Raw genomic sequence first — 18,895 nt, forward strand, 5'->3', positions numbered from 1 at the left:
TAAATAACCACTGATTGGAAGAAATGGCCGGGTCGGGGGCTTATGGCGAACACTGAGGACAGCACTGGCGGCCTCGGCGCCACCCAGCAGTCGGGAGCGTCGTTCAACCGGCGCGTGGTGCTGGACGTGATCCGCCGCGAAGGCCAGGCCTCACGCAAGGACATCGGCGACCGCGTCGGCCTCAGCCCCCAGGCGGTGGCCAACATCACCCAGGAGCTGGAGAGCCTGGGCCTGATCGTTTCACAGCGCATCACCGGCCGGCGGGTGCGCGGCCAGCCGCCGATCGCCTTTTCCATCAATCCCGAGGGCGGCGACGCCATCGGCTTCAGCCTGGAGCCGCAACGGGTCTCCGCCGCCCTGGTCAGCCTGGTGGGTGAGGTGCTGGCGCGTGACGAGGAGCGGTTCGACACCTCCGACCCCGACCGCGTGCTGGCGGTGATGACCCGGCTCAGCCGCGAGCTGATGGCCAGGGCGCGCGACCCCAAGCGTCTCTGGGGTATAGGCGTGGCTCTGCCGGGCCCGTTCGACGTGCCGGGCATGAGCTTTGTCGGCCCGACCGCCTTCGAGGGCTGGCGCAACCTGCAGCTCCTGACCAGCCTGGAGCAGGCCATGGGTCTGCCGGTGTTCTACAACACCGACAGCGTCGCCGGGGCCCTGGGTGAGATGCTGTTCGGCGTCGCGGCGCCCTTGAGCGACTTCTTCTACCTGCACCTCAGCGTGGGCCTGGGCGGCGTCCTGCTGGTCGACCGCAGCGCCTATCGCGGGGCCGCCGGCAACGCCACCGAGATCGGCCATGTGCCCGTCGCCCCGCGCGGGCGGCCCTGCTATTGCGGCTCGGAAGGGTGCCTGGAGCGCTACCTGTCGCTGCACGCCCTCTCGGAATACATGCACGGCGCCGTGGCGCCCGAGCTCGGCGCCGAGACGGTCAAGGCCCTGCTGACCGCCGAAGACCCACACGCGGTCGGCTGGTGCCGCCAGGCCGGGCCTTACTTGCGCGACGCCATCTGCATGATCGAGAACCTGTTCGACCCCGAGGCGGTGGTGCTGGGCGGCACCGGGCCGCGGCTCCTGTGGGACCGGCTGGTGGCCGAGGCCGGCCCCTTGCGCCCCTCGGTGCGGCGCGCCTCGCCCCTGCGCATCCTGATCTCCGAGCAGGATGGCGACAGTGCGCTTCTGGGCGCGGCGGTGCTGCCGATCTACGAGCTGCTCTCGCCCCGCCTGCACGCCGCCGCGGCCACCCTGGCGCACCACCCGGCCCATGTGGCCTTGGCCGTGACCCGCGATGAAAAATAACATCTAATAGAAGTATTATTGACAGCCTCCGCGCATGACGTAAGGTCGCCCGCCAGGGAAGCCGCGATCCGCGAGGGGGATGAGCATGGGACGCAGAACTGACCGGCGGGCGGCCTGGCTGGCGGTGGCTTCGCTTGCCGCGCTGCAGGCGGCGCTGGCGGCGCCGGCCCTGGCCCAGCAGTCGGCCCCCGCCGCATCGAGCGCGCCGACCACCGTGTCGGAGATCGTGGTCACCGGCATCCGCGCCTCGAAACAGCAGTCCCTGGCCAAGAAGCGGGTCGCCATCTCGGTCATGGACGTGGTCAGCGCCGAGGAGGTCGGCAAGCTGCCGGACAAGAACGTGGCCGACGCGGTGCAGCGTATCGCAGGCGTCAACATCAGCTCGGGATCGGGTGGCGAGGGCGGCTTTTCCGAAAACGACCGGGTCTCGATACGCGGCACCAATCCCAGCCTGACCCAGACCACGGTCAACGGGCACACCATCGCCACCGGCGACTGGTACATCGGCGACCAGGCCGGTACGGTCGGGCGCAGCGTCAGCTTCACCCTGCTGCCGTCAGAGATCGTGGGCTCGGTCGAGGTGCAGAAGAGTTCTCAGGCCGACTATATCGAGGGCGGCACGGCCGGGAACGTCAACATCGTCACCCGCAAGCCCCTCGACTTCAAGCAGCCCTTCACCTTCAATGGCCTGGTCCAGTCGCTCTATGCCGACCTGCCCGACGAGGCGGACCCGCAGGGCAACGCCCTGATCAGCTGGAAGAACGACAGCGACACCTTCGGCGTGCTGGTCCAGGGCTTCTACGAGGCCCGGCACGAGCGCCGCGACGGCCAGGAGTTGTTCCTCCTGGGCTCGGCGACCATCGACCCGGCCTCGCCGGCGGCCCTGGCCCATCCGGACCTGGCCAATGTCGCCTATCCGACTCAGATCGGCTCGGCCGCCTTCACCCAGCACAGCACCCGCCAGGGCGGGCTGTTCGATGTCCAATGGCGCCCCTCCGACAAGCTGCAGCTGGACGTGAATGGCTTCTATTCCAAGTTCGAAGGGACCAATTTCGACACCAACTTCATGGCCAGCCCGGTCAACATGCTGGGGGCGAACCAGGTCCCGACCAGCTATGTGCTGAAGAACGGTACGCTGGAGGCGGCCAGCTTCGCCAATCCCGGCTACGATCCCACCGATCCCAATCCCGGCGCAGACCTCGCCTTCCCCGGCGTGCGCGACTCCATCTACCGCCCGAACGCCGGCTCCTCGGCCGGCTATCTCGATTTCGATGTGCGCTGGCAGCCGACGGACAACCTCCTGGTCACCGCCCAGGCCGGCTACACCCGCGGCACGGGCCAGACCCCGCACGACTACGGCTACGAGGCCTTTCTGGTGAACGCCGGGCTGGTCTACACCATGCACGGGACCTCACGGCCGGCCGACGTGTCCTTCCCCGGCCTCGATCCGACCAACTTCCATGACCCGAACCATGTCGTGAACGGCGGCAGCTGGTCGGATTCGGTGTTCGTCACCGACTCCGAGACCTACGGCCAGGCCGACGCCGCCTGGACACTCGATCTGGGGCCGATCAAGACCGTCAAGTTCGGCCTGCGCTACGCCGAGCACAAGCGCACCGACACCCAGGCCAACTACGGCTGCTCGGCCGATCCGAATAGCACCTGCTACACCAATCCCCAGGTGGTGCTGCCCATGCCCGCCTGGCGCGGCACGGTCTCGCCCAGCAATTTCGGCCAGGGCCTCGGCGTCGACGCCGGCTTTCTGTCGCACTTCTGGGTGCTCAATCCCAACGACATCGCCGCCTGGGAGCAGACCTACAACAACGTCAACCTGGGTCCGAACTACCAGGGCGAGTTCACGGTCGATGAGAAGGACGCCGCCGGCTACGTGATGGCCAATTTCGGCTGGGAGCGGCTCAGCGGCGACCTTGGCGTCCGGCTGGTCGATACCGACCAGCTTTCCAGTTCCTGGAACGTCGATCTCAACGGCAATTTCGTGCCAGCCTCGGTCAAGCACGATTACACCAAGCTGCTGCCCAGCCTGAACCTCAAGTACGACATTACCAAGGACCTGGTGGCGCGCTTCGCCTATTCCGAGACCCTGTCGCGGGCGGACTATTCGGCCCTGTCGCCGGCGGTGACCTTGAACAATCTCGACCACACGGGTTCCGGCGGCGACGCCGACCTGAAGCCGATCCGCTCGACCAACTACGATCTCGGCCTGGAATGGTATTTCAAGCCGCAGTCGATCCTCTCGGTCGGGCTGTTCTATATGGACATGCCGACCTATGTGGCCTTCGGCGCCAGCTACCGACCCTATCTCGACACCTCGCTGGACCAGATTCGCCAGTTCCTGATCACCTCGCCGATCAACGTGGCGGCGCATGAGGAGGGGGTGGAGCTCTCCTGGCAGCAGCCCCTGATCTGGGGCTTCGGGGCGCTTGCCAATTACACCTACGCCGAGGGCAAGACCTCGCAGGGCCTCGCCCTGGTGGGCTCGTCCAAGAGCACGGCCAACGCCGAATTCTATTATGAGAACAAGAGCCTCAGCGCCCGCATCGCCTACACATACCGCTCGTCCTTCCTGGTGGGCCTGTCCAATGTGACGCCGCAGTACGAGGGCTCGCAGGGCACGCTGGCGGCCTCGCTGAACTACAAGATCAACGACCACGTCTCGTTCGAGTTCGACGGCCTGAACCTGAACAACCCGGTGCTGAAATACTATTCCAACGCCGCGCAGCCCCAGGCTTTCTATTCCAACGGCCGCCAGTTCTTCCTCGGCCTCAGGTTCTCCCTGTGAGGGCGGGCGGCAAGCCGGCCCTGCGTCCTTCGAGACGGCCGCTGCGCGGCCTCCTCAGGATGACGAGGTTTAGGGGGCGCAAAGAAACTCGTCATGGTGAGGAGCGGCCCGCAGAGACGCGTCTCGAACCATGCACGATCGCAGTCTTGGCGGCCGCCACCCTCCTGGCCGCCTGCGATCTCCTGCCCGGCAAGCTGCCGCCGGACCCGCAGATCGAGGTCCACGTCAACCGCGTGGCGCTGGAATCGACCGGGCCCAAGTCGGCGATCATCGAGACCCTGCCGACCAAGCTCTCCGGCCAGTTCATCGTGCTGAACCACGGCCATGTGGTGATGACCGCGCCCTTGAAGCCGATCCCGCCCCTGCCGGAGTGGGCCAGGAACCACCGCTACTACCTGGCCGACTTCAGCAGCCTGACCCAGCCCGGCGACTATCTGCTGAGGGTCAAATTCGGCGTCTATTCCAACGAGACCAACAATATCGCCGTCGCCGACGACGCCCAGTTCAAGGCCCTTGCCCCGGCCCTCTTGTCCTATTTCCACGAAAGCCGCTGGTGGGACGAGGGCGACCATCATCGCCGGGTGTTCGGCACGGACCAGTTCGTCGACGTCTGGGGCGGGTGGATGGACGCCGGCGGCGACACCGGCAAGTACCTGTCGCACCTGTCCTACGCAAACTTCTTCAACCCGCAGCAGGCGGGTTTCGCCGTCTGGTCCCTGGCGCGTTCGCACGACGCTGCAGCCAGCCGGCTGAAGGCGCTGGGCGTCGACCAGGCGGTGGCCGACGAGGCCCTGTGGGGCGCCGATTTCCTGCATCGGATGCTGTCGGCCCAGGGCTTCTTCTACATGACCGTGTTCGATGGCTGGGGCCATCCGGGGGCCGAGCGGCAGGTGGTGGGCTATGTCGGCGAGAAGGGCGTCTTCACCAAGGACTACCAGGCCGCCTTCCGCGAAGGCGGCGGGTCCGCCATCGCCGGCCTCGCCCGCGCCTATCGCCTGGCCAAGGCCACCGGCCGCCAGGGCGCCTATCCGGCCGAGGCCTATCTGGCCGACGCCGAGCGCGCCTTCGCCCACCTCCAGGCCAACAACCTGCGCTACGATGATGACGGCAAGGAGAACATCATCGACGACTACGCGGCTCTCCTGGCCGCGACCGAGCTCTACAAGTCGACCGGCAAGGCGGACTACCTCGCCGCCGCCGACAAGCGCGCGGCCAGCCTCGCCGGGCGCCTGACCGCCGACGGCTGGTGGCGCAGCGACGATACGGACCGGCCCTTTTTTCACGCCGCCGACGCCGGCCTGCCGGTGCTGGCCCTGGCCGAATATCTGCGCATCGCCCAGGACGCGAACCTCAAGACCAAGGTCAAGACGACCATCGCCCGGGCGCTGGCGGCGCAGGAGGCGCTGGACCAGGCCGCCTACAACCCGTTCGACTATCCGCGCCAGACCTTCCGCACCTTCAAGAACGGCGCGCGCGGCCCGATCGCCACCGGCTTCTTCATGCCCCACGCCAACGAGACCGAATACTGGTGGCAGGGCGAGAGCGCGCGCCTGGCCTCCCTGACCGTGGCCGCGACCGTGGGCGGCCGCGCAGCCGGCGATACCGGCCCGGCCTATGGCGTGACGCCGCAGCTGGCGGCCTCGGCCCAGCACCGCATGGACTGGACCCTGGGCCGCAACCCGTTCGACGTCAGCATGGTCTATGGCTTTGGCGGCAAGAACCCGCCCTATGCCGACAGCTCGGGCCACATGCTGGTCGGCGGGGTCTCCAACGGGATCACCGGGCGGGTCGGCGACGACGAGGGCCGCGGCATAGACTTCGCCCACGGCCCGGACAGCGAGAACTGGCGCTGGAACGAGCAATGGATCCCGCACGCCGCCTGGCTGATGCTGGCCTTGTGCACCCTGGAGGGGGACGAGGAGGCGAAGTAGCCGTCCTCAGCTCGCCCGCTCGCCAAGCACCAGCCGGTTGAGGCTGGGCCTCAGGACAAGGATCAGCACCCCGCCGACCAGGCCGATGGCGACCTGCATTCCCCAGAAGGCCGCCGGGGTCATGGTCTCGTAGAAGGCGCCGATCCAGCCGATCAGAAGGTTGGCCACGAACAGCGACAGGAACACGCTGCCCACCAGGGTGGCCTTCAGTCGCGCCGGCGCCGCCCGGGACACCAGGGCCAGCAGGGTCGGCCAGTAGTAGAGGAAGCCGACGCCCAGAAGGATGTCGTAGGCCACCGGCGCCAGCACCGAGACGCGGCCGCCGGACAGGCTGGCCAGGGCCTGGATCAGGTTGGCGGCGGTGGCGATGAAGGCGCCGACAGCGATCTTGCCGATCTCGTCCGGCTCGCGCCCGCGATCATGCTGCCAGCGCCACAGCACGAACAGCAGCGGCGCGCAGAGGATCGAGGTCAGGGGGTCGATCGAGCCGAACCAGGCGACCGGCACCAGGAAGCCCAGGAAATGCAGGTCGACATGGCTATCGACCCAAACCAGGCCGATGCTGGTGTTCTGATAGTAGACCACCGACTGGAACACGCTCAGCGCCATGATGGCGAAGAGGGCGAGCACCACCACGATCTCGTTGCGGCCGACGGCCTGATCGCCCGCGACCTTCGCCGTTTTGGCCGGCGGCGCGGGCAGGTGGCGATAGCCGGCCAGATAGGTCGCCAGCGCCAGCAGCATCAGCACGCCGGCCAGGCCGAAACCGGCGTGCCAGCCCCAGATCTGGGCCAGCAGGCCGCAGAGCAGCGGCCCGCCCACGGCGCCGAAGTTGATCGCCATGGAGAAGATGGCGAAACCGCGCGTGCGCCCCTCGCCGTCGTCCTGGCGATAAAGCTCGCCGACCTGGGTCGAGATGTTGCCCTTCAAAAGGCCGCAGCCGGTGATCAGAAGCGAAAGCGCCAAGAGGAACGAGGCGTCGAAGGCCATGGCCAGATGGCCGGCGCTCATCAGGAGCGCTCCGGCCACCACCGCCGCCCGTCGTCCGGTCAGCCGGTCGGCGATCAGCCCGCCCAGCACCGGGGTGAAGTAGACGAAGCCGGAATAGAGGCCCTTGATCTGCGAAGCGAGGCCGAGGGTGGTCAACCGGCCGAACATATGCTCAAGCGCCGCGCGGAAACCGCCTATGCCGGCGACGTGCTCGATGTGGCCCGGCGTCAGCAGCCACTGGCTCATATAGAGCACCAGCAGACTGTTCAGACCGTAGAAGGAGAACCGCTCCCAGGCCTCGGTGAAGGCGAGGTAGGCCAGGGCCGGGGGCTGGCCGAAGAAGGTCTTCTCGGCCGAGGCCGGCGCCGCCTTTTCGATGGCCAGTTCGAACGGATCGTCGCTCACGAAGTCTCCTGCCAGTGGCGCGTCACGCAAGCTATAGGCGGTTTTCAGGAAAGCGGCTCGTCGATCGAGGTCGAGGGCCGGGTGAACCAGGCGGCGCCGTCCTCGGTGACGTGGAAATGGTCCTCCAGCCGCACCCCGAACTGTTCGGGCACGACGATCATCGGCTCGTTGGAGAAGCACATGCCTGTCTGCAGCGGTGTCTTGTCGCCGCGCACCAGATAGGGCGCCTCGTGGACCGACAGGCCGATGCCGTGGCCGGTCCGATGCGGCAGGCCGGGCAGGGCGTAGTCCGGCCCGAGGCCGTGGGCCTCCAGCACCGCCCGCGCAGCGGCGTCTATGGCCTCGCATGGGACGCCGGGCCGAACCGCAGCGAAGGCGGCGGCCTGGGCCTCCTTCTCGATCGCCCAGACGCGGCGCTGCTCGGGGCTCGGCTCGCCGAACGCATAGGTGCGGGTGATGTCGGCGTGATAGCCGTGCACCTGGCAGCCGGTGTCGATCAGCACCAGCTCGCCCGCCTTCAGGCTCTGCTCGCCCGGCAGGCCGTGCGGATAGGCGCTGGCCTCGCCGAACTGCACCGCGCAGAAGGTCGAGCCGCCGTCGGCGCCCAGGGCGCGGTGGGCGGCGTCGATGAAGCTGCGCACCTCGGCGGTGGTGATGCCCTCGCGCAGGATGCGCCCGGCACGGCGGTGGACCTCCAAGGTCAGACCCTTGGCGTAGCGCAGGCAGGCGAGTTCGGCCTCGGACTTGATGGATCGGCAGCCATCGACCACGGGGGCGGCGCTCACCAGCTCCACCTGGGGTGCGGCCCCGCGTAACGCCTCCGAAGCGCCGAAGGGCAGGGCGGGATCGACGGCAAGGCGGCTCGCGCCCATCGCCGCCAGCGCCTGGGCGATCAGGGCGGCGGGCGGCTCGTGCTCATGCCACAGGCGGATATCCGCATCGACGACCAAGCACGCTTTCAGCGAGCCCAGCTCGAAGGCCGGGCAGATCATCACCGGCGCGCCATCTGCCGGCAGCAGCATGGCCACCAGCCGCTCGCTGGGGCTCCAGGCGGCGCCCGTGAAATAGCGCAGGCTGTCGCCGGCGTGGATCAACAGGGCCTGGGCGCCCGTCTCCGCGGTCAGCCGCCGCGCCTTGGCCAGCCGCGCCGCGTATTCGGCAGGCTGGATCGCCGGCGGCCGCCCCGGCGGCGGGGCAAGGGTCTTCAGTTCGGCCTCCGCCGTCGAACCGCCGACGCCCTGGGTCATGTCGAAGTCTCCTTGCGCTGAGAATTGCTGTAGCCGGCCCTGGCGAACCGGTCGATGTCGAAGGGGGCCAGGTCGACCGGCGGCGCGGCGTCCTGCGCCATGGCGGCCACGATCTCACCGGTGGTCGCCGCCAGGGTCAGGCCCAGATGCTGATGGCCGAAAGCGTAGGCCAGGTTGGTGGCGCGGGCGCTCCGCCCGATCGCCGGCAGGTAGTCGGGCAGGGTCGGCCGCGCGCCCATCCAGCGGCTGATCGGGCCCTCGAACGGCAGGCCCAGCTCGCGCGCGTGCCGCTCCAGCCGCGCCCATTTGCGCGCGTCCGGCGGCGCCTCGGCGCGACCGAATTCGACAAAGCCGGCCAGGCGCAGCCGCTGGCCGAAGCGGGTGGCGATCACCGAACGGTCCTCGAACACCACCGGCGGCGGCTCGCCCCAGCCGGGCGCCGCCGCCTCGATGTGATAGCCGCGCTCGGCGATCAGGGGCGCGCTGTGCCCGGCCTGTCGCATCAGGGCGCGCGAGCCGACCCCGGCGGCGACCAGGATCAGTCCGGGTTCGAGCCGTTGGCCGTCGCTGAGGCTCAGCACTGCTCGACCGTCGCTAACCGACAGCCCCTGAGCCCGAGCCTGTATCCGCTGGCCTCCGGCCGCTGCGAAAGCCCCGCCCAGTCTGCTCAGCAGCCGCGCTGGATCGTCGATCTGTCCCGTACCGGTGAAACGCGCTCCGCCTGCCAAGAGTTGGGCTAGACGTTCTTGAACCGCCGCCAGCGCGTCGGGTTTCAGCGCCGCGAACTTGGCCTCGCCGATATCTGCACCGTGCCAAGCGGCCAGGCCCGCCGCCATGCTTTTCCATCGCTCCCAGACCACAACGTGTCCGTCCTCGCGCACCAGCCCCGGATCGCCCAGCGCCTCGGCCAGTCGCCGCCAGGCCGGCAGGGCGCCCGCCATCAGCGCGCCCAGCGCCCGCCGCCCCCGCTCGAAGGTGGCCGCGTCGCTGGCGCGGACATGGCTCAGCGCCCAGGGTCCCCAATCACCGATGTCGGTAAGGCGGAAATCGAGAGGGCCGCCGAAACCGAAAAGTCGCCGCGGCGCCGAGGCTAGCGTTCTGGGCGAGGCCAGCGGCTCGACCTGCTCGGTCGCCAGGTGGCCGGCGTTGCCGAACGAGGCCGGGGGTGGCGAAGCCTCCGGATCGACCAGCAGCACTTCCGCTCCCGCCTGGCGCAGCCGCAGGGCGCAGGCCAGGCCGATCAGGCCGCCTCCCGCCACCACCACATCGGCCCGAGCCTGCATCCAGCCTTTACCTCCGATTTTCAGATCGTATACTGTATGCGATTGTCTGAAGGAAGCTGTCCCATGGCCACCCTCTCCTGGTCCGGCGTCTATCCCGCCGCCACCACCCAGTTTTGCGAGGACGGCGCGATCGACTTCGGCGCCACCCAGGCCGGCCTCGATGCCCTGGTCCGCGACGGGGTGCACGGCCTGATCGTGCTCGGCACCTGCGGCGAGAACAATTCGCTGGAGCCGGAGGAAAAGCGCCAGGTGCTGAAGGCCGCGGTCGAGGTCGTGGCCGGACGGGTTCCGGTGGTGACGGGGGTCTCCGAGCTGACCACCGAACGCGCCGCCTGTTTCGCCCGCGACGCCGAGGCCCTGGGCGTCGACGCCCTGATGGCCCTGCCGGCCATGGTCTATGTGCCGACCGAGGCCGAGCTCGCCGCCCATTTCACCGCGGTGGCCGAGGCCTCCGCCCTGCCGGTGATGCTCTACAACAACCCCCCCGCCTACCGGGTCAATGTGAGCCTGGAGACGCTGAAGCGCCTCTCCGGCGTCGGCAACATCGTCGCAATCAAGGAGAGCGCGCCCGACACCCGGCGCATCACCGACCTGATCAACGCCTTCGGCGACCGCTACGTGGTCATGGCCGGCCTGGACGATGTGGCGCTTGAGGGTCTGGTCCTCGGCGCCCGCGGCTGGGTCTCGGGCCTGACCAGCGCCTTCCCGCAAGAGTCGGTGGCCCTGGTCGAGGCCGTGAAGCGCGGGGACATGGCCCTGGCCCTGCGCATCTACCGCTGGTTCATGCCGCTGTTGCATCTCGACGCCGGCCACGACCTCGTGCAGTCGATCAAACTGGCCGAGCAGATCATGGGCCGCGGCTCGGAGCGCGTGCGCATGCCCCGCCTGCCGCTGGAGGGCGCGCGCCGGGCCGAGGTGATCGCCATGGTCGAGATGGCCGCCGCGACCCGGCCCACGCTCTCCTGAACGCCGGGGAGCCACCCAATGCGCCACACCTTCTTCTGCATCGACGGCCACACCGCCGGCAATCCGGTGCGGCTGGTCGCCGGCGGCGCGCCGCTCTTGCAAGGCGCCTCGATGAGCGAGCGGCGCCAGGACTTCCTGGCCCGCTTCGACTGGATCCGCACCGGCCTGATGTTCGAGCCGCGCGGCCACGACATGATGTCCGGCGGCTTCCTCTATCCGCCAACCTTGCCGGACACCGACGCCGGCGTCCTTTTCATCGAGACCAGCGGCTGCCTGCCCATGTGCGGCCACGGGACCATCGGCATCGTCACCTTCGGCCTGGAGAACGGCCTGATCGTCCCGCGCGAGCCCGGCCGCCTGCGCCTGGAGGTCCCGGCCGGGGTGATCGACCTGGACTATGCGGTGGAGGCCGGCCGCGTGGCCTGGGTCAAGATCCGCAATGTGCCCAGCTATGTCGCGGCAGAGGGCATCCGTATCGAGGTTCCTGGCCTCGGTCCCCTGAGCGTGGATGTGGCCTATGGCGGCAACTACTACGCTATCGTCGAGCCGCAGGGCGGCTATCGGGGCCTCGACGCCCTGGGCGCCCAGGCGATCCTGCGCTTCAGCCCCCAGGTTCGCGCCCTGGTGCGCGAGCAGTTCACCCCGGTGCATCCGCTGGACCCCACCATCCAGGGGGTCAGCCACGTGCTCTGGGCCGATGCCCCCAGCAGCGAAGGCGCCCATGGCCGCAACGCCGTCTTCTACGGCGAGCGCGCCATCGACCGCAGCCCCTGCGGCACCGGCACCTCGGCCCGGCTGGCGCATCTGTTCGCCAAGGGGCGGCTCAAAGTCGGCGAGCCTTTCGTGCATGAGAGCTTCATCAAGAGCCGCTTCACTGGCCGGGTCGAGGCGGTGACCGAACTGGCCGGCCGGCCCGCGATCATCCCCTCGGTGCAGGGCTCGGCCATCGCCACCGGCCACAACACGATCTGGATCGACCGCGCCGACGTCTTCTGGGAAGGATTCCAGGTCTGACCGCCCCCCTGCAAGTCCGCACCCTCGTCGACCAGGCCTATGAGCTGGTGCGCGGCCGCATCCTGTCCGGCGAGATCGCCCCCGGCGCGCCGATCCGCCAAGACGGTCTGGCCGAGACCCTGGGCGTCAGCAAGATCCCCGTGCGCGAGGCCCTGGGCCGGCTGGAGCAGGACGGGCTTTTGAGCTCGCATCCTAACCGCGGCTATGTGGTCCGCCCCATGACCGCCGACGAGGCGGCGGAGATCTTCGACCTCAGGCTCAAGATAGAGCCCGCCGCCACGGCCGAGGGCGCGCGCCGGGCGACGGCGGCTGAGCGAGACCACGCCGCCATGCTTCTGGCGCGGTTGGAAGCCGAGCCTTCGGCGGCCGAAGCCATCGCCCTGAACCGCGCCTTCCACCTGGCTCTTTTCGCCCCCTGCGGCGAGGTCACCAACCAGCTGCTGGAACGCCTGCACGTCCTGGCCGAGCGCTATGTGCGCATGCATCTGGAGCCCACCGGCCGCCGCGCGCGGGCCCGCAGCGAACACAGGGCGCTGTTCGAAGCCTGGGTCGGCGGCCGGTCGGCCGTGGTCGAAGCGCTCACCGCCAGCCACATCCGCGCCACCATGAACGACCTGATGGGGCAGCTCGGCCGGTAGCCGCCTCAGTGCGCCTCCACTCGTCCCACCGACCAGTGGAACACCCTGCTGAGCAGGTCCGAGGGCACGATCGGCTTGGCGATATGGTCGTTCATGCCGGCGGCGCGGCAGGCTTCCAGATGGTGCTCCAGCACATTGGCGCTCAGGGCCACGATTGGGGTGCTGCGGTTCAGGTCCGAGCCGCCGCGTATGGCGCGGGCGGCGGCGATCCCGTCCATGCCCGGCATCTGCAGGTCCATCAGGATCAGGTCGAAGGCGGCCTTCTCGGTCATCAGGATCGCCTCCATGGCCCCGCCCGCCTCGCTGACCCGGTAGTCGAAGCTGGTCAGCAGCGCGCCCACCAGCTCGCGGTTGGCCGCCACGTCGTCGACGATCAGGATGTGGGCGCCGTGGCCGCTGCGGGCCTCCGGCGCCGGCTGGGCTTCGCCCTCGGCCGGCGCGGCGGCGGTGCTCGGGGCCTGGAAGGTGAACCAGAAGGTCGAGCCGCGGCCCAGCTGGGTGTCCACCCCGATCGTCCCGCCCATCAGGGCCACCAGCGCCTTGCAGATCGCCAGGCCCAGGCCCGAGCCTTGCTGGCTCCGCTCGGCGGAGTCGTCGACTTGGGAGTAGCGCTGGAACAGCCGCTCGGCGGCCTCGCCGGCGATGCCCACCCCGCTGTCGGTGACCGCGATCCGCAGCAGGCCGCCGCCTTCGCGCAGATGGGCGACCCGCACCTTCACCCCCCCGCGGTCGGTGAATTTGATGGCGTTGGTCAGAAGGTTCAACAGCACCTGGCGCACGCGCAGGGGGTCGGCGACCACCCGGGACGGCAGGTCCGCCGGCAGCTCCACCTCCAGGGCCAGGCGCTTGGCCCGGGCCTGGGCGCGCACCAGCTCCACCGTGTCCGCAATGAACCGCCGCGGATCCAGGACCACCGGCGACAGGGCCACCTTGCCGGACTCCAGCTTGGAGAAGTCCAGCACGTCGTTGACGATACTGAGCAGGGTGCGGCTGGCGGTGACGATACGGTCGACATAGGTCGCCGCAGGCCCCGGCAGGTCGGGGGTGGATTCCAGCAGGCCGGCGAAGCCGATGATCCCGGTCAGGGGCGTCCTGATCTCGTGGCTCATGGTGGCCAGGAACTCCGACTTGGCGCTGGACGCCGCCTCGGCCTGGCGGCTGCGGTCCAGAAGCTCGCGTTCTGCCTTCCGGCGGTGGGCGGCGTCGCGCAGCACGGTGATCACCCCGCCGACCCGGCCGTCCGACCCGCGGATCGCGGTCGAGCTGGCCTCCATCGCCACATAGCCGCCGTCCTTGCACCGGATGCGGAAATCGCGCGGGCCTTCGGTCTGGCGCAGCCGCCCCTTGAGCAGTCGCCTGCGCGAGCGGATCGCGCCCCGCCGATCGTGCGGGTGGATCAGATCAAGGGCGTTGGCGCCCAGGAGCTCGTCCGGCGCATAGCCGAGCTGGCGGCAGGTGTCCGAGACGAAGGCGATCGATCCGTCGGCTCTCGACTGCACCGCCACCTCGCCGTGGCGCTCGGTCAGGATCTCGTAGTCCGGGGCCGGCGATTGCGATCCGGCGACGGGGGGCGCGGCGGTTTGATCCCGTCGAAGGTGCGGCCAGATCTTCAGGCTGGCGGGACTGCGCGCGATCACTGTGACCGCGCACAGCACGGCCAGGATCAGGAGCGGGTGCCGCTCTTGCGCGCTTGGCGTCCAGAGCAGGAAGGTGGCGATGGCCAGCACCGGCGCGATCTCGACCATCTCCAGGCGCGGGCTCCTGGTGATCCGGCGCGCGGTGCAGACACAGAGTCCGGTCCACAGAGCGACGCCGGCGGCCACGGCCGTAGTGTCCGCCTGTAGCCACAGCGCCTCACCCAGGCTGGCCCACGTCAGGCCTTCCAGCAGCTCGATCGCCAGCAATCCTCCGTCCGAGGCGGCGGAGCGCGCGTGGTCGGGCGCCGGATGGAAGGCCTCGGCCGCGATCAGCATGCTTTGGGCGAGCAGCCAAAGGGCGCAGAGCCATGCCGGCAGCAGGAACGCCGTGACGACGCCGACCAGCAGCAACAGCCCGACCCGCCTTGTCAGCGCGCGGAACGCGGGTCCGGTGTGTTCGCCGGAGTCCTCGCCGAACAGCGTCCCGGCTCCGGCCATGAACGCACGCGCCGGCCAGGGTCCGCGCCAGGGGTCATCCGGCGCCGCCTCGGTGCGGGTGTTGGGTCGCACTGTCATGGATGACCGCCCAGTATCGTGGCGAAACGCGCAACGACGCTATTCGATGCCAAGCTCTGCCGGAGACGTACCACGAAACGCCGGCAAGGCGCGAGAGCGCCAACTTGTCTGACAAGTGACCCCCGACTTAGATGGATTGCTTGCTTTCCAGGCGGCTGGATTGTTCGATCCTTGTCTGACAAGGTGCGAGTCTGTGACGCAGGATCGTTAAATTCGGCGGGCGTGTTCAGGGAGGTTTCATGCGCAAGTTTCTGGTCGCAGCCCTGCTGGCCCTGGGGACGCTCACGGCGACCATGGCCGAGGCCGGAGCGACCCTGAACCGGGTCATGGCGACGAAGACGCTGAAGGTCGCCACCAACGGCGCCTGGCCGCCGCAGAGCTTCCTCGACGACCGCAACCAGCTGGTGGGCTTCGACATCGACGTGGCCAACGAGGTGGCGCGCCGCCTGGGGGTCAAGACCCGCTTCGACACCCCCGACTGGGCGACCATGACCGGCGGGCACTGGCATGGCCGCTGGGATGTGGCGATCGGCTCGATCACCCCCACCAAGGCCCGCTCGCAAGTGGTTTCCTTCGCCAGCGTCTATTACTACAGCCCCTATGTCTTCGTGGTGCACAGGAACAGCAAGGCGCGCACCGCCGCCGACCTGAACGGCAAGAAGATCGGGGTCGAGACCGCCACCACCTCCGAGGACTATATTCGCCGCCGCCTGGCCATCGACGATCCGGGCGCACCGCCGGTGAAGTACCTGGTCAATCCCGGCCAGGTGCACACCTACGCCGACTCCATGCTGCCGTTCGACGACCTGAGGCTGGGCGACGGGGTGCGCATCGACGCGGTGCTGGCGCCGGAGCAGACGGCGCTGCGGGCCATCAAGAGCGGCTATCCGATCAAGATCATTCCGAACACCATCGCCTACAAGGAGCCGCTGGCGATCGTCACCGACAAGGATGACCCCCAGTGGACCGCCAAGCTGCATGACGTGATCCAGGCGATGCGCGCCGACGGCACGCTGGGGAACCTGACCCGCAAGTGGTACGGGCGCGACTACACCCAGTGAGCGGGCAGACGGACTCGGCCTATGTGGAGACCTTCTACCGGCGCGGCCTGCCCGCCGACGCATCCGCGCGGCCGGCCCTGCAAGGGACGCTGGAGGCGGATGTCTGCATCGTCGGGGGCGGCCTCGCTGGCCTGACCGCCGGGCTTCACCTCGTTCGCCGCGGCAGGTCGGTGGTGCTGCTCGAGGCCAACCGGGTCGGCTGGGGCGCTTCGGGGCGCAATGGTGGTTTCGTTTCGCCAGGCTATTCCGCGGGCCACGACCTGATCGCCCGCCGGGCGGGGCCCGAGACCGCGCTGGCCCTGCACCGCCTTTCGATCGAGGGCGTCGCTATCGTCGAGGACAATATCCGGCGGCTGCAACCCGAGGGTCTGGACCGCACCCCAGGCGTGATGAGCACCATGCGCTATGACGCCGCCGCGGCGTTGCAGAGCCGGCGCGACTGGCTGGCGCGGGAGTTCGACTATCAGGTCCAGTTCAAGCCGACCGAGGAGGTGCGCAGCCTGCTGCGGTCCGAGCGCTACTACCAGGCGCTTTACGACCCCGCCGCCTTCCACATCGACCCGCTACGTTACGCCCGTGCGATCGCCTGCGCCCTGGAGGTCGAGGGCGGGCGCGTCTTCGAGGCCTCGCCGGCCCTCGTGCTGGAGCATGACGGCGCGGCGCCGCGCGTGCGCACGGCCGGCGGCGAGGTCCGCGCCCGGGACGTGCTGATCGCCTCTGGCGGCTATACCGGCCATCTCGTGCCCGCCCTGGCGCGCAGCTTCCTGCCCATCGCCACCTACGTCATGCTGACCGAGCCCGATCCCGAGGCCATCGGCGACGCCATCCGCACCCGCGCCGGCATCGGCGACAACCGCCGGGCCGGCGACTACTACCGCCTGGTCGATGGCGGCCGGCGCATCCTCTGGGGCGGCAAGATCACCACCCGCACCTCCGAGCCGCGCCGTCTCGCGACCCTGCTGCATGACACCATGGCCTCGACCTATCCCCAGCTGAAGCATCTGAGGGTCGAGATCGCCTGGTCCGGGCTGATGGCCTATGCCCGCCACCTGATGCCGCAGATCGGCCCCCTCGGCCCCGGCCTCTGGTCCTGCACCGCCTTCGGCGGCCATGGGCTGAACACCACCGCCATCGGCGGGCGGGTGATCGCCGAGGCCATAGCCGGCGACAGCGACCGTCACCGCCTGTTCGCCCCCTTCGGCCTGGACTGGAACGGCGGCCCGGCCGGCCGGGCGGCGGTGCAGGCGACCTATTGGTGGCTCCAGGCCAACGATTTCTGGCGCGAACGCGGGGCCGGCCGCGATCGGTCGGCAGGCTGAGGCGAGGGCGTCATGCAGCATCCGGACAATGTCGACTATCCGCCGCTGATGTCCCGCCCGGTGGTGTTCGCGCCCGCCCTGGCCATGCTGTTCGGCCTGCTCTGGTACGTCCATCTGGGCTCGCTGGCCGCAAAGCAGGCGGGCGTCAAAACCCTCGCCGACCTTCCCGCCGATGTCATCGGCGCGGCCCTCGCCGCCGTGCTGGTGGCGCTGGCCTGGCGCGTGTGGGTCAGGCTGGCGCTGCGCTGGCAGATGGCGCTGGTCTGGCTCGGCCTGGCCGGCCTGCTGCTCTACTTCTTCTATTCCTTTGATCTCAGCTTCGACTTCATCCGGCGCAAGATCGGCTTTCTGGTCACCCAAGGCCTGGTGACCACCATCTACATCTCGGCCATCTCCATCGTCCTGGCCTCGCTCCTGGCCATGGTGGGGGCGATCGCCAAGCTGTCGCAGAACGGCGTCGCGCTCGGCGTGGCCAATTTCTACACCTCGCTGTTCCGGGGCACGCCGCTCCTGATGCAGCTCTACATGATCTATCTGGGCCTGCCGCAGCTGGGCATCGTGATCGGACCTATCCCCGCGGGCGTTGCGGCCCTGTCGCTCTGCTATGGCGCCTACATGACCGAGATCTTCCGTGCGGGGATTGAGAACATCCCCCGCGGGCAGTGGGAGGCGGCGAGGGCCCTGGGCATCAAGCCCTTCGACACCCTGGCCCGGATCATCCTGCCCCAGGCCATGCGCATCATCATTCCGCCCACCGGAAACCAGTTCATCGCCATGCTGAAGGACAGCTCGCTGGTCTCGGTGGTGGGGGTCTGGGAGCTGATGTACCTGGCCCGCACCCAGGGCCAGACCGAGTTCCGGCACCTGGAGATGATGATCACCGCCGCGCTGATCTACTGGCTTCTGTCCATGGTGCTGGAAGTCCTCCAGGCCAGGCTGGAGCGCCACTTCAACCGGGCGCACATGCGATGAGCGAAATTCAGGCCCAAGGCGCCGCGCCCGCGATCGAGATCCGCGGACTGTTCAAGCGCTATGGCGCGTTCGTCGCCCTGACCGACGTGTCTTTGACCGTGGCGCCCGGCGAGCGGTTGGTGATCTGCGGCCCTTCGGGCTCGGGCAAGTCGACCCTGATCCGCTGCGTCAACGCGCTGGAGGGCTTCCACCAGGGCGAGATCCGGGTCGGCGGCCAGCGCCTGACCCGCGAGCCCCAGGCCGTCGAGGCCGCGCGCCGGCAGGTCGGCATGGTGTTCCAGCAGTTCAACCTGTTCCCGCACCTGACAGTGGTCGAGAACTGCGCCCTGCCGCTGCGCGTCGTGCGCAAGCTGCCGGCCAAGGCCGCCCACGAGCGCGCCGAGGCCTACCTGGCCAAGGTTCGCCTGTCCGACCAGGCGGCCAAGTTCCCCCAGCAGCTCTCCGGCGGCCAGCAGCAGCGGGTGGCCATCGCCCGGGCCCTGGCCATGGAGCCGGAGGTGATGCTGTTCGACGAACCCACCTCCGCCCTCGATCCGGAAATGGTCAAGGAGGTGCTGGACACCATCCTCGGCCTCGCCCGCGAGGGCATGACCATGGTGGTGGTGACCCACGAGATGGGCTTCGCCCGTCAGGTCGCCGACCGCGTGGTGTTCATGGACCGCGGCGAGATCGTCGAGCAGGGAGCGCCGGAGGCCTTCTTCACCCAACCCAAGACCGAGCGGGCGAAGGCCTTCCTGCAGCAGATTCTGCGCTGAGGGCCATT

At 69.1% G+C, this 18,895-nt stretch carries 14 protein-coding genes; 10 read left to right on the forward strand and 4 right to left on the reverse strand.

What is annotated here, in order from left to right; all coding sequences use genetic code 11:
* Window positions 1-42: 42 nt before the first annotated feature.
* The 3 genes from KCG34_RS22410 to KCG34_RS22420 all read left to right on the forward strand — a co-directional run bounded on the left by KCG34_RS22410 (window position 43) and on the right by KCG34_RS22420 (window position 6,024).
* On the forward strand, window positions 43-1,293 hold the full coding sequence (locus tag KCG34_RS22410) for an ROK family transcriptional regulator (protein ID WP_211937815.1): 1,251 nt from the start codon (window positions 43-45) through the stop codon (window positions 1,291-1,293).
* A gap of 85 nt (window positions 1,294-1,378) precedes the next feature.
* Window positions 1,379-4,093 carry a TonB-dependent receptor gene (locus KCG34_RS22415; protein ID WP_211937816.1) on the forward strand — a complete coding sequence of 905 codons (2,715 nt, stop codon included), beginning with the start codon at window positions 1,379-1,381 and terminating at the stop codon, window positions 4,091-4,093.
* Window positions 4,094-4,239: 146 nt separating this feature from the next.
* Window positions 4,240-6,024 carry a glycoside hydrolase family 9 protein gene (locus KCG34_RS22420; protein ID WP_249138119.1) on the forward strand — a complete coding sequence of 595 codons (1,785 nt, stop codon included), beginning with the start codon at window positions 4,240-4,242 and terminating at the stop codon, window positions 6,022-6,024.
* A 6-nt stretch (window positions 6,025-6,030) separates the two neighbouring features.
* Here the strand turns inward: KCG34_RS22420 and KCG34_RS22425 are convergent, their stop codons facing one another.
* Genes KCG34_RS22425 through KCG34_RS22435 form a run of 3 tightly spaced genes read right to left on the reverse strand, consistent with a single transcriptional unit; the run spans window position 6,031 to window position 9,949 of the window.
* Window positions 6,031-7,419 (reverse strand): peptide MFS transporter, encoded by a 1,389-nt coding sequence (locus tag KCG34_RS22425; RefSeq protein WP_211937818.1) that lies wholly within the window; start codon window positions 7,417-7,419, stop codon window positions 6,031-6,033.
* Between the two features lie 44 nt (window positions 7,420-7,463).
* Window positions 7,464-8,666, reverse strand: a complete 1,203-nt coding sequence (locus KCG34_RS22430; RefSeq protein WP_211937819.1) for a M24 family metallopeptidase — start codon at window positions 8,664-8,666, stop codon at window positions 7,464-7,466.
* Window positions 8,663-9,949, reverse strand: coding sequence for an NAD(P)/FAD-dependent oxidoreductase (locus KCG34_RS22435; protein WP_211937820.1), 1,287 nt, complete (start codon window positions 9,947-9,949; stop codon window positions 8,663-8,665). The genes KCG34_RS22430 and KCG34_RS22435 overlap by 4 nt, the downstream gene beginning before the upstream one ends.
* A gap of 63 nt (window positions 9,950-10,012) precedes the next feature.
* Here KCG34_RS22435 and KCG34_RS22440 point away from each other — a divergent pair, with 63 nt between their 5' ends.
* The 3 genes from KCG34_RS22440 to KCG34_RS22450 are packed head-to-tail and all read left to right on the forward strand — an operon-like array spanning window position 10,013 to window position 12,567.
* Entirely contained in the window at window positions 10,013-10,915 is a 903-nt protein-coding gene (locus KCG34_RS22440; RefSeq protein ID WP_211937821.1) for a dihydrodipicolinate synthase family protein, read from the forward strand.
* A gap of 18 nt (window positions 10,916-10,933) precedes the next feature.
* Window positions 10,934-11,929 (forward strand): 4-hydroxyproline epimerase, encoded by a 996-nt coding sequence (locus KCG34_RS22445; protein WP_211937822.1) that lies wholly within the window; start codon window positions 10,934-10,936, stop codon window positions 11,927-11,929.
* Window positions 11,930-11,976: 47 nt separating this feature from the next.
* A complete protein-coding gene (locus KCG34_RS22450; protein WP_249138120.1) occupies window positions 11,977-12,567 on the forward strand; it encodes a GntR family transcriptional regulator in 591 nt (196 codons plus the stop codon).
* Between the two features lie 5 nt (window positions 12,568-12,572).
* Here the strand turns inward: KCG34_RS22450 and KCG34_RS22455 are convergent, their stop codons facing one another.
* Window positions 12,573-14,780: a PAS domain-containing hybrid sensor histidine kinase/response regulator gene (locus tag KCG34_RS22455; protein ID WP_211937823.1), complete on the reverse strand. Its 2,208-nt coding sequence runs from the start codon at window positions 14,778-14,780 to the stop codon at window positions 12,573-12,575.
* Between the two features lie 239 nt (window positions 14,781-15,019).
* Here KCG34_RS22455 and KCG34_RS22460 point away from each other — a divergent pair, with 239 nt between their 5' ends.
* The 4 genes from KCG34_RS22460 to KCG34_RS22475 are packed head-to-tail and all read left to right on the forward strand — an operon-like array spanning window position 15,020 to window position 18,887.
* Window positions 15,020-15,841 (forward strand): transporter substrate-binding domain-containing protein, encoded by an 822-nt coding sequence (locus tag KCG34_RS22460; RefSeq protein WP_211937824.1) that lies wholly within the window; start codon window positions 15,020-15,022, stop codon window positions 15,839-15,841.
* Window positions 15,838-17,160: an NAD(P)/FAD-dependent oxidoreductase gene (locus tag KCG34_RS22465; RefSeq protein WP_211937825.1), complete on the forward strand. Its 1,323-nt coding sequence runs from the start codon at window positions 15,838-15,840 to the stop codon at window positions 17,158-17,160. The genes KCG34_RS22460 and KCG34_RS22465 overlap by 4 nt, the downstream gene beginning before the upstream one ends.
* 12 nt (window positions 17,161-17,172) lie before the next feature.
* Window positions 17,173-18,132 (forward strand): amino acid ABC transporter permease, encoded by a 960-nt coding sequence (locus KCG34_RS22470; RefSeq protein WP_211937826.1) that lies wholly within the window; start codon window positions 17,173-17,175, stop codon window positions 18,130-18,132.
* The gene (locus tag KCG34_RS22475; RefSeq protein ID WP_211937827.1) at window positions 18,129-18,887 is read left to right on the forward strand and encodes an amino acid ABC transporter ATP-binding protein; all 759 of its coding nucleotides are present in this window, start codon (window positions 18,129-18,131) and stop codon (window positions 18,885-18,887) included. The genes KCG34_RS22470 and KCG34_RS22475 overlap by 4 nt, the downstream gene beginning before the upstream one ends.
* Window positions 18,888-18,895 lie beyond the last annotated feature (8 nt).

The sequence above is a fragment of the Phenylobacterium montanum genome (assembly GCF_018135625.1).
Classification (GTDB): Bacteria; Pseudomonadota; Alphaproteobacteria; order Caulobacterales; family Caulobacteraceae; genus Poindextera; species Poindextera montana.